This window comes from Mesorhizobium sp. M7A.F.Ca.CA.004.06.1.1 (genome assembly GCF_003999135.1).
Classification (GTDB): domain Bacteria; phylum Pseudomonadota; class Alphaproteobacteria; order Rhizobiales; family Rhizobiaceae; genus Mesorhizobium.
In genome coordinates this window covers 1-9,713 of sequence record NZ_RZPQ01000147.1, presented here as the reverse complement: position 1 = coordinate 9,713, position 9,713 = coordinate 1, and the positions used below count along the sequence as shown (strand labels likewise).

The window sequence follows — 9,713 nt, the reverse complement described above, 5'->3', positions numbered from 1 at the left end:
GACAGCGCCCCCCTCTGTCCTGCCGGACATCTCCCCCTCAAGTGGGGAGATTGGCAGTTTCGGCTTCAGCGCTTTTCTCGTTGACGGTAGAGATGGGGCGAAAGCGGTCGTGACGTCCAATCTCCCCACTTGAGGGGGAGATGGCCGGCAGGCCAGAGGGGGGCGCTGGCCCACCGGCCTTTAACCTCCTGAGCTGCTGCGATGGCTGCGCCTACCCCCCCACCGCGAACTAGATTTCCTGCTTCTAACCTCTGCCAGGCAAATTCATGCCTCAAATAGCCAACGATTTGGAAACATGTTCCGCGTGATCGGAGGTAAGTATAGTAATCTTATCGACATGAGGGAACTGGAGGCGACGATGAGCGGCCACTCCATCACCATGATCGCTCGCGACCCGGATCGGCTTTTGCCGTTGCGTGAGTCGACGCCAGTTGGAGGACCATTTGCCATCTCGCTGCCGTCAAAGCGTATTTTTGTGCTCTCTAGGGCACAAAGGCCGGTCAAAATCGCTGCAGCGGCTTGAAAACGAAGCAAAATCAGCAGTTCTCGGCTTGTACATCATGTCACTAGAATTTATGTGTCATGCGGGCTTGGACGCGGCGGCAACGCCCGCCAGGCGTTTTGCAACCGATGGTTCCATGCCGTCGCATGCCAGAGAAATTTTGATCTCATGCTCACCAAAAAAGGTAAGTACGGCCTCAAGGCGCTTGTCCACCTCGCGCGCTTGCCGGCCGGACAGCTCGCCTTCGTCAACGACGTCGCCACCGGCAACAACATCCCGAAGAAATTTCTCGACGCCATCCTGGGCGAGTTGCGCAATGCCGGCTTCGTCCAGAGCCGCAAGGGCAAGGATGGCGGCTATCGCCTGGCGCGCCCCGCCGATGAGATCAAGGTCGGCCATGTGGTGCGCGTCCTCGACGGCCCGCTGGCGCCGATCCCCTGCGCCAGCCGCACCCAGTACCAGCGCTGTGAAGATTGCAACGAGGCGACATGCCAAGTCCGACATCTGATGCTCGAGGTCCGGCAGGCGATCGCCGAGGTGCTCGATCAGCGCAGCCTCGCCGAAATGCGCGATATCTCTCTCGACGACCTGTCGGTCGCGAGGGACATCGGCGATCTGCCGGTCGCGGTGAAGGTCCAGGCCTGACACTGGCGTTGCGCAGAGCGAAGGCACGCCTATGACCGGGCGCGCCAACTCCATCATCATTGTCGGCGGCGGCGCCAGCGGCGTCGTGCTGGCCGCGCATCTCCTGAAGTCGCCCAATCCCGACCTGCGTGTCACGCTGATCGAAAGGCGCCCGCATTTCGGCCAGGGCATCGCCTATTCGACACTGCTGTCGGCGCATGTCTTGAATGTCAGCGCCGCCGGCATGAGCGCCTATGCCGACGATCCCGGCAATTTCTGGCGCTGGCTGCAGGAGCGCGGCCTGGCAACGGCCGAGCAGGCGCCCTTCTATGCGCCGCGCAGCATCTATGCCCGTTACCTCGGCGAGTTGCTCGACGAGCTGCAGGCGCGCGAAAAGCAGACCGGGCGGCTTCGGTTGATCCGCGAGGAAAGCCTCTCGATCACGCCCACCGCATCCGGTGTCGAAGTGGCGCTGGCCAACGGCACCAGCGTCGTTGCGCATCTCGCCGTGCTGGCCACCGGCCACGACGAGGAGCCGGCGCAAGGCCATGCCATCAGGATGGGATCGGAAGCCGATACAGCACTTCCGACCGACGCCGGCGTCATGGTGCTGGGCACCGGCCTGAGCATGGTCGATGCCTTCCTGGCGCTGGAACAGCGCGGCCATCGCGGCGACATCATAGCTGTGTCGCGGCGCGGCCTGTTGCCCTCGCCGCATCGCAAGGGCAATCCGATCAAGCTCGACGTCGCCGACATTCCGCTCGGCACCCAGCTCTCCTATTTCGTCGGCTGGTTCCGCGACCTGATCAAGGAAAACCAGAAGGCCGGCATCGACTGGCGCGACGTCGTCGACGGCCTGCGGCCGTTCAACCAGAAGATCTGGCAGAACTGGCCGGCTTCCGCCAAGCGCCGCTTCGTCGAGCACACCAAGGCCTGGTGGGACATCCACCGCCATCGCATGGCGCCCGAGGTCTACACCCGTGTCACCGAAGCCGTGCAATCCGGCCGCATTCGCCTGGTCGCCGGCCGCGTCGTCGACATCGCGCGCAACGGCGAATTCACCGTCCAGGTCCAGTCACGCCACACGCAGCGTCTCGAGACCTTCGAGGTCGCCCGCATCTACGATTGCTCTGGTATCGTGAGGGACATCTCGACCTCATCGAACAGCGTCGTGCGCTCGCTGGTCGACCGCGGTCTGGCACGGCCGGATCCGCTGCGCATCGGCCTCGATGTATCGGCCAAATGCGAGATCATCGCCGGCGACGGAACCATCTCGGCCAAGATCCTCGCCGTCGGCCCGCTGACGCGCGGCACCTTCTTCGAGATCGACGCCATTCCCGATATCCGCGTGCAGTGTGCGAGGCTGAGCAAGCAGCTGCTGGGATGAGAGCTCCGCGCAAACCCCAACGCCGTCGTCATCCTAGGGCGGAGCAGGAGCGAAGCGACGTCGCGGAGACCCTAGGATGACGAACGCGCGGAGGGTTCGCCGGACTTCGAAGCGACACTTGCCAACCCAAACCCGGAATTTCATTCCGCATCTGGCCGGTTGATTGGCACGATCTATCTTCTTTCCGACTGCAAAGGGCTGGAAAAGAGGATACGCTGCCGCCCTGCCCAGAGGCGGTCGCTTGGTCATGGAGCATCGATATGAGCGAGCACGAGATCGCCGCAGCCGACGAATTGTCCCGCCTGCGTCCGCCCTACAAATCCGTCCTCGACCTGATCGGCCAGACGCCGGTTGTCGAACTGACCAAATTCGACACCGGCAAATGCCGGCTGTTCATCAAGCTTGAAAGCCAGAACCCGGGCGGCTCGATCAAGGACCGTATCGCGCTGTCGATGATCGCCGCGGCTGAAAAGCAGGGCAAGCTTCGGCGCGGCGGCACCATCGTCGAGGCGACCGCCGGCAATACCGGCCTCGGCCTTGCCCAGGTCGGCATCCCCAAGGGCTACCGCATCGTGCTGGTCGTGCCAGACAAGATGTCGCGCGAAAAGATCCAGCATCTGCGCGCGCTCGGCGCCGAGGTGCGCATGACGCGCTCCGATGTCGGCAAGGGCCATGCCGAATATTACCAGGACATGGCCGAGAAGATCGCGGCGGAAACGCCCGGCGCCTTCTATGCCAACCAGTTCGCCAACCCGGCCAATCCGCTGGCGCATGAGACCACCACCGGTCCGGAGATCTTTTCGCAGCTCGACGGTGACGTCGATGCGGTGGTCGTCGGCGTCGGCTCCGGCGGTACGCTGACCGGGCTTGGCCGCTACTTCGCCAAAGTGTCGCCGAAGACCGAAATGGTGCTGGCCGATCCGGTCGGCTCGGTGCTGGCGCCGCTGATCAAGACCGGCAAGATGGAAGAGGCCGGCAGCTGGACCGTCGAAGGCATCGGCGAGGATTTCGTGCCGCCCAACGCCGATCTGTCGCTGGTCAAGAAGGCCTATTCGATCCCCGACAAGCAGAGCATGCTGGCGGTGCGCGACCTCTTGTCGAAGGAAGGTATCCTCGCCGGCTCATCCTCGGGCACGCTTTTGTCCGCCGCGCTGCGCTATTGCCGCGAGCAGACGGTGCCCAAACGCGTTGTCACCTTCGTCTGCGACAGCGGCAACAAATACCTGTCGAAAGTGTTCGACGATTTCTGGCTGGCCGAGCAGGGCCTTGCCGAGCACGAGCAGCATGGCGATCTGCGCGATCTGGTGATGCGCTCGCACCGCACCGGCGACACCGTCTATGTCGGCCCGGACGAAAGCCTGCTCAACGCCTATGGCCGCATGCGCCGTTCCGATGTCTCGCAGCTGCCGGTGCTCGACAATGGCAAGCTCGTCGGCATCGTCGACGAAAGCGACATCCTGGCCAAGGTCGACGGCCCCTATGACGGACGCTGGGAGCGCTTCAACGGCCCGGTCCGCACGGCCATGACCTCCAATCTGCACACGCTGCAGGCCAGCCAGACGCTGGATGCGCTGCTGCCGGTCTTCGACCGCAACGAGGTCGCCATCATCTTCGACGGCGACGAGTTCGTCGGGCTGATTACCCGCATCGACCTGATCAACCATCTGAGGCGCGCACGATGACCGCTGAAACACCACCACCGGGCAAGAACCGTCTGGCTTTCTCGACGCGCACCATCCATGGCGGCCAGAGCCACGACCCGCTGACCGGCGCGGTGATGGTGCCGATCTACGCCACCTCGACCTTTGCCCAGCAGTCGCCCGGCGTGCACAAGGGCTTTGAATATGCCCGCAGCCAGAACCCGACGCGCTTTGCCTTCGAGCGCGCCGTGGCCGACCTCGAAAGCGGCTCGGCCGCCTTTGCCTTCGCGTCCGGCCTGGCGGCGATCGCCACCGTGCTGGAGCTGCTCGATTCCGGCGCTCACATCGTCGCCACCGACGACATCTATGGCGGCTCGTTCCGGTTGATGGAGCGGGTGCGCAAACGCTCGGCCAATCTGCAGGTCTCGTTCGTCGACTTCACCGACCTCGCCGCCGTCGAGGCCGCGATCCGGCCCGAGACGAAAATGCTGTGGGTCGAGACGCCGACCAACCCGCTGCTGCGCATCGTCGACCTCGAAGGCGTCGCCGCACTCGCCAGGCGCAAGGGCATTTTGTCGGTCGCCGACAACACGTTCTGCAGCCCTTATATTCAACGCCCGCTGGAGCTCGGCATCGACATCGTGGTGCATTCGACCACCAAATATCTCAACGGCCATTCCGATATGGTCGGCGGCGTCGCCGTGGTCGGCGACAACAAGGATCTCTCCGCCCAGCTGAAATTCCTGCAGAACGCCATCGGTGCCATCTCGGGCCCGTTCGACAGCTTTCTGGCGCTGCGCGGGCTGAAGACGCTGGCGCTGCGCATGGAGCGTCATTCCGCCAACGGGCTGAAGATCGCGCAGTGGCTGGAAGCGCGCCGCGACGTGCGCCGCGTCATCTATCCCGGCCTCGCCAGCCACCCGCAGCACGCCGTCGCCGTCCAGCAGATGCACGCCTTCGGCGGCATGATCACAGCCGTGCTCGACCGCGACCTAGCCGGCACCAAAAAGTTCCTCGAACGCACGCAGCTGTTCACGCTGGCCGAAAGCCTCGGCGGCGTGGAGAGCCTGATCGAGCATCCGGCACTGATGACGCATGGCTCCATTCCGGCCGAGAAACGGGCCGAGATCGGTATATCGGATTCGCTGGTAAGATTGTCGGCGGGGATCGAGGATGGAGATGATCTGATCGCGGATTTGGAGCAGGCGCTGGGGGGATAGACCCTCAAATCGCCAAAATCGGCGCCGCCCCTCATTGCCCTGCCGGGCATTTCTCCCCGTATAGCGACGGGGAGAAAGACGCTAGCCGCGGCCGCCGGTGATTGGCGTAAGCGCCGATAACAGCGTCCCTCGCCCCGTTTACGGGGAGAGGATGCCGGCAGGCAGGTGAGGGGCGGCGCTGACGTTCCGGGTTCAAGCATCAGGCCAATTGACGCCGCACTCCATCTGCCCGAAGTCTAGCGCCCATGGCCACACACGCCCCACCCAAACCCACCGACACCCCTCTCACCTTCGCGGTGCTGGTCTTCCCCGGCTTTCCGATGATGGCGTTCAGCTCGGTCATTGAGCCGCTGCGTGCCGCCAATGTCCTGGCGAAAAGAGAATGCTATCGCTGGATCATCGTCGGCGGCACAAAAGGCCCGGTCGAGGCCTCGAACGGCGTCGTCATCCAGCCGGGTTTTTACGCCGAGGACGCGCCGAAGGTCGACCGCATCGTCGTCTGCTCGGGCGGCGATGCCGACCACCTCGTCGCCGAGGACGCGGCAAGCTGGATCCGCAAGAGCCTGCGCAATGGCGCCCATATCGGCGCGGTGGCGGACGCGGCTTTCTTCCTGGCGCGGGCCGGCCTGCTCGACGGCCATGCCTGCACCTTGCACTGGACCAGCCAGGCCGCCTTCACCGAAGCTTTTCCCAACATCGAGCTCAGGCGCGACCTCTACGTCATCGACCGCAAGCGCTTCACCTCGGCCGGCGGCGTCGGCAGCCTCGACATGATGCTGGAGATCATCACCCGCGACTACGGCGCCGAGCTTGCCGCAGGTGTCGCCGAATGGTTCGTGCACAGCCAGCTGCGTTCCAGCATCGACCGCAAGATGATGCCGCTGCGGCTGCGCACCGGCGTCCGCAACGAACTGGTGCTGTCGGCCATCGCCATCATGGAGGACGCGGTGGAAGAGCGGCTCGGCATGGCCGAGCTGACCGCAAAGCTCGGCGTCTCCTCCGACAAGCTCGAACGCAGCTTCCGCTCCGAACTCGCTATCTCGCCCAACGGCTACTACCGCCGGCTGCGGCTGAAACGCGCCGCCGACCTCCTGGCACACTCGACGCTCGCCGTGCGCGACGTGGCGCTGGCGTGTGGGTTTGCATCGATGTCGAGTTTTGCGCGGGCGTTTCGCGAGGAGCATGGGCATCCGCCGAGATTGGCGAGACGGCATTAGGGCGCTTGCTGACGGGTGAGACGTTGGCGGGACAGCGCCCCCCTCTGTCCTGCCGGACATCTCCCCCTCAAGGGGGGAGCTCGGACTGCATCTCTGCTTTCGCTAATCTCAGATGTTGAAGAAAAGAACGGCGGCATCGAAACTGCCAATCTCCCCCCTTGAGGGGGAGATGCCCGGCAGGGCAGAGGGGGGCGCGAAGGATCGCGACGTAACCGATTAGCCAGCGGCATCCCGCACAACACCTGCGGTTTCCCGCACAATACCCACGCCCCGCCTGCGCCATGCTCCGACCTCGCAACCCAGCCAAGGCCGTACCCCCATGAGCATCGTCGTTTTCGACCCCGACAGCACTGAGGACGTGGACTTCAAGGACCGCATGCGCCACCCGGCCGCGGCCGATCCGGCCGGCGGCATGTGGCTGTCGGACACCGAGCCGTCCTTCATCGATGCCGATGCGCTGCGCAAGGGCCGGCTGGCCAAGCTGCGCGGCTGGATGCGCGAGGCCGGCTATGGCGGCGTCGTGTTGTTCGATCCCTACAACCAGCGCTACGCCACCGGTTCGCGCAACATGTTCGGCTATTTCCTGCGCAACTCGACCCGCTATTTCTTCATCCCGACCGAAGGGCCGATCGTGCTGTTCGAATATCCGCAGAGCTATCATGTCTCGATGGTGCTCGACACGATCGACGAGGCGCGTCCTTCCAAGCTGGTCTGGTCGTCGGTCTCCGGCCGCGACGACGAGACCGCCGGGCCCTTCGCCGACGAGATCGCCGAGCTTCTGAAGCAGCATGGCGGCGGCTCGATGAAGCTCGGCCTCGACCGCTGCAGCCATCTGCAGGCGCTGGCGCTCGAAAAGCGCGGCTGCGAGGTTCGCGATTGCCAGGGCGAGATCCTGGCGGTGCGCGCGGTCAAGACGCCCGAGGAAGTCAAATGCCTGCAGGTGTCGATGGCCGGCGCCGAGGCCGCCGTCTATGCGGTACGCGAGGCGATCAAGCCCGGCGTCTCCGAAAACGACCTGTTCGCCATCATGTATGGCGAGGTCATCCGCCAGGGCGGCGAGTTCATCGAGACGCGGCTGCTGACATCGGGCCAGCGTACCAATCCGTGGTTCAACGAGGCCAGCGGCCGCAAGATCCGGCCCGGCGAACTCTTGGCGCTCGATACCGACACGATCGGCTGCTACGGCTATTATTCGGATTTCTCGCGCACCTTCCGCTGCGGGCCGGGCAAGCCGACGCCCTACCAGAAGTCGCTCTACCGCATGGCGCACGACCAGGTTCAGCACAACATTTCGATCGTCAAACCCGGCATGGCGTTCCGCGAGATTGCCGAGAAGGCGTGGAAAATCCCGGACCGTTTCGTCGACCAGCGCTACACCTCGGTAATGCACGGCGTCGGCATGCATGGCGAAACGCCGTTCATCGCGCATGCCATGGATTACGAGACCTATGGCCGTGACGGCCATATCGTGCCAGGCATGGTGGTGAGCGTGGAAAGCTATATCGGCGAGAAAGGCGGCCGCGAGGGCGTCAAGCTGGAGGACGAGATCCTGATCACCGAGACGGGCACGGAGCTGCTTTCGCGCTTTCCCTATGAGGACGAGTTTCTGGAGACGCAGGTTTGAGGGCGGTTTCGTACACCGGCGCCGGATCGCGAGCCTTCGCTGCTGTCGCAGCCTTCCATCGCTTCGTCATCCTAGGGCGGAGCAAGGAGCGCAGCGACGCGGCGCAGACCCCTGGAGCTGCTTTGCAGCCCAAGGGATCCATGCCGCGACCTCTATGCACCGCAACGGTACAAGTTCTGCACCGCTGCACCATTCGATCAACATCACGGCATGGATCCTCGGGTCTCCGCGACGGAGCTTCGCTCCTGCTCCGCCCGTGGATGCCGAAGGTGGGGAGGCGCCGGCCAATCACCGCTGCTTGCGCCAGCTCGCTAAACAGAGCGGTGTCGCCCGCCCACAACCAAGGCGCATCGGCATGAAAACCCCCATCTCCATCAAGCCCGGCACGGTGGCCGCGATCTTCATCGACCTGCAGGAAGAGCACCGGCAGGACCCCCGCTATCTGGTCGAGGGCTTCAGCAGCATCCTCGCCAATGTCCAGCGCCTGCAGGCGGCGGCGCGGCAAAACCATGTGCCGCTCTACCACTGGGCCTACATCGTCGATCTCGACAAGCAGGACCGGCCGTTTCATCCGGTCGGTGAAGACGGCAAGTCGGCTTTCTCCGACAAGAGCGATCCGCTGACCGAGATCTGCCGTGAGGTGGCACCGATCAACGGCGAGGCGCTGCTGGTCAAGGCCGAGGCCAGCGCCTTCCGCACCGGCCCGGCGGCCCGCGACATCAAGTCTTCAGGCATCGAATGGCTGGTCATATCGGGCGTCTGGACCGAGGCCTGCATCGACGCTTCCGTCAAGGATGCGGTGGCGAAGGGCTTCCGCGTGCTTTTGGTCAAGGATGCCTGCGGCAGCGGCAGCGCGGCCATGCACCAGACCGGCATCCTCAACCTCGCCAACCGGCTCTATGGCGGCGCCGTCACCGACACCGACGGCGCCTGCCGGCTGCTGGCGGGCGAGACCGTCACCGCCTGGCAGGTCGAGGGCTCGGTGCCGCTGCGCTTCAGCTTCGACAACGCGGCCGCGCTCTACGCCGATCTATGAGCCGCGGCCCCTACGAAACACGGCTCGACCCGGCCCTGTGGGCCTATATCGACGCGGTCAACGCCTGGTATCCGCCCGAAATCATCGGCCTGCCGATCGACAAGCAGCGCGCCGTCTATGACAGGATGAGCCGGGCCTTCCACCAGGGCCGCCCAGCAGGCGTCAAGGCCAGCGACGGCCTGATCGCCGCCGGCCGCGACATCCCGGTCCGCCGTTACCAGCTTGCCGGTAGTGCCGCGAAGGCGATGGTGATCTACTACCACGGCGGCGGCTTCATCCTCGGCGGGCTGGAAAGCCATGACGACATCTGCGCCGAGCTCTGCGCCGGCACCGGTTTCGACGTGCTGTCGGTCGACTACCGCCTGGCGCCGGAACACGTCCACCCCGCCGCCTTCGACGATGCGGTGGCCGCCTTCGAATGGGCGGCAGCGACGTCAGACCTGCCGCTGGTCCTGTGTGGCGA

General features: G+C 64.7%; 9 protein-coding genes. All 9 read left to right on the top strand.

Annotated features, from left to right (window positions below; translation table 11 throughout):
• Positions 1-295 precede the first annotated feature (295 nt).
• Entirely contained in the window at positions 296-523 is a 228-nt protein-coding gene (locus EN906_RS11845) for a hypothetical protein (RefSeq protein WP_127270314.1), read from the top strand.
• Positions 524-670: 147 nt separating this feature from the next.
• A complete protein-coding gene (locus EN906_RS11840; RefSeq protein WP_127269713.1) occupies positions 671-1,147 on the top strand; it encodes an Rrf2 family transcriptional regulator in 477 nt (158 codons plus the stop codon).
• A gap of 31 nt (positions 1,148-1,178) precedes the next feature.
• Positions 1,179-2,513, top strand: a complete 1,335-nt coding sequence (locus EN906_RS11835; protein WP_127269715.1) for an FAD/NAD(P)-binding protein — start codon at positions 1,179-1,181, stop codon at positions 2,511-2,513.
• A gap of 260 nt (positions 2,514-2,773) precedes the next feature.
• Positions 2,774-4,195: a pyridoxal-phosphate dependent enzyme gene (locus tag EN906_RS11830; RefSeq protein ID WP_127269717.1), complete on the top strand. Its 1,422-nt coding sequence runs from the start codon at positions 2,774-2,776 to the stop codon at positions 4,193-4,195.
• Positions 4,192-5,373, top strand: coding sequence for a PLP-dependent aspartate aminotransferase family protein (locus EN906_RS11825; protein WP_127269719.1), 1,182 nt, complete (start codon positions 4,192-4,194; stop codon positions 5,371-5,373). Before EN906_RS11830 ends, EN906_RS11825 begins: the two co-directional genes overlap by 4 nt.
• A gap of 245 nt (positions 5,374-5,618) precedes the next feature.
• Positions 5,619-6,590: a GlxA family transcriptional regulator gene (locus tag EN906_RS11820; RefSeq protein WP_127269721.1), complete on the top strand. Its 972-nt coding sequence runs from the start codon at positions 5,619-5,621 to the stop codon at positions 6,588-6,590.
• Positions 6,591-6,909: 319 nt separating this feature from the next.
• On the top strand, positions 6,910-8,214 hold the full coding sequence (locus tag EN906_RS11810) for a Xaa-Pro peptidase family protein (RefSeq protein ID WP_127269723.1): 1,305 nt from the start codon (positions 6,910-6,912) through the stop codon (positions 8,212-8,214).
• Between the two features lie 355 nt (positions 8,215-8,569).
• Positions 8,570-9,250, top strand: a complete 681-nt coding sequence (locus EN906_RS11805) for an isochorismatase family protein (RefSeq protein WP_127269725.1) — start codon at positions 8,570-8,572, stop codon at positions 9,248-9,250.
• Positions 9,247-9,713 (top strand): alpha/beta hydrolase (locus tag EN906_RS11800; protein ID WP_164777153.1); only part of this gene is annotated, 467 nt, incomplete at its 3' end. The genes EN906_RS11805 and EN906_RS11800, both read left to right, overlap by 4 nt.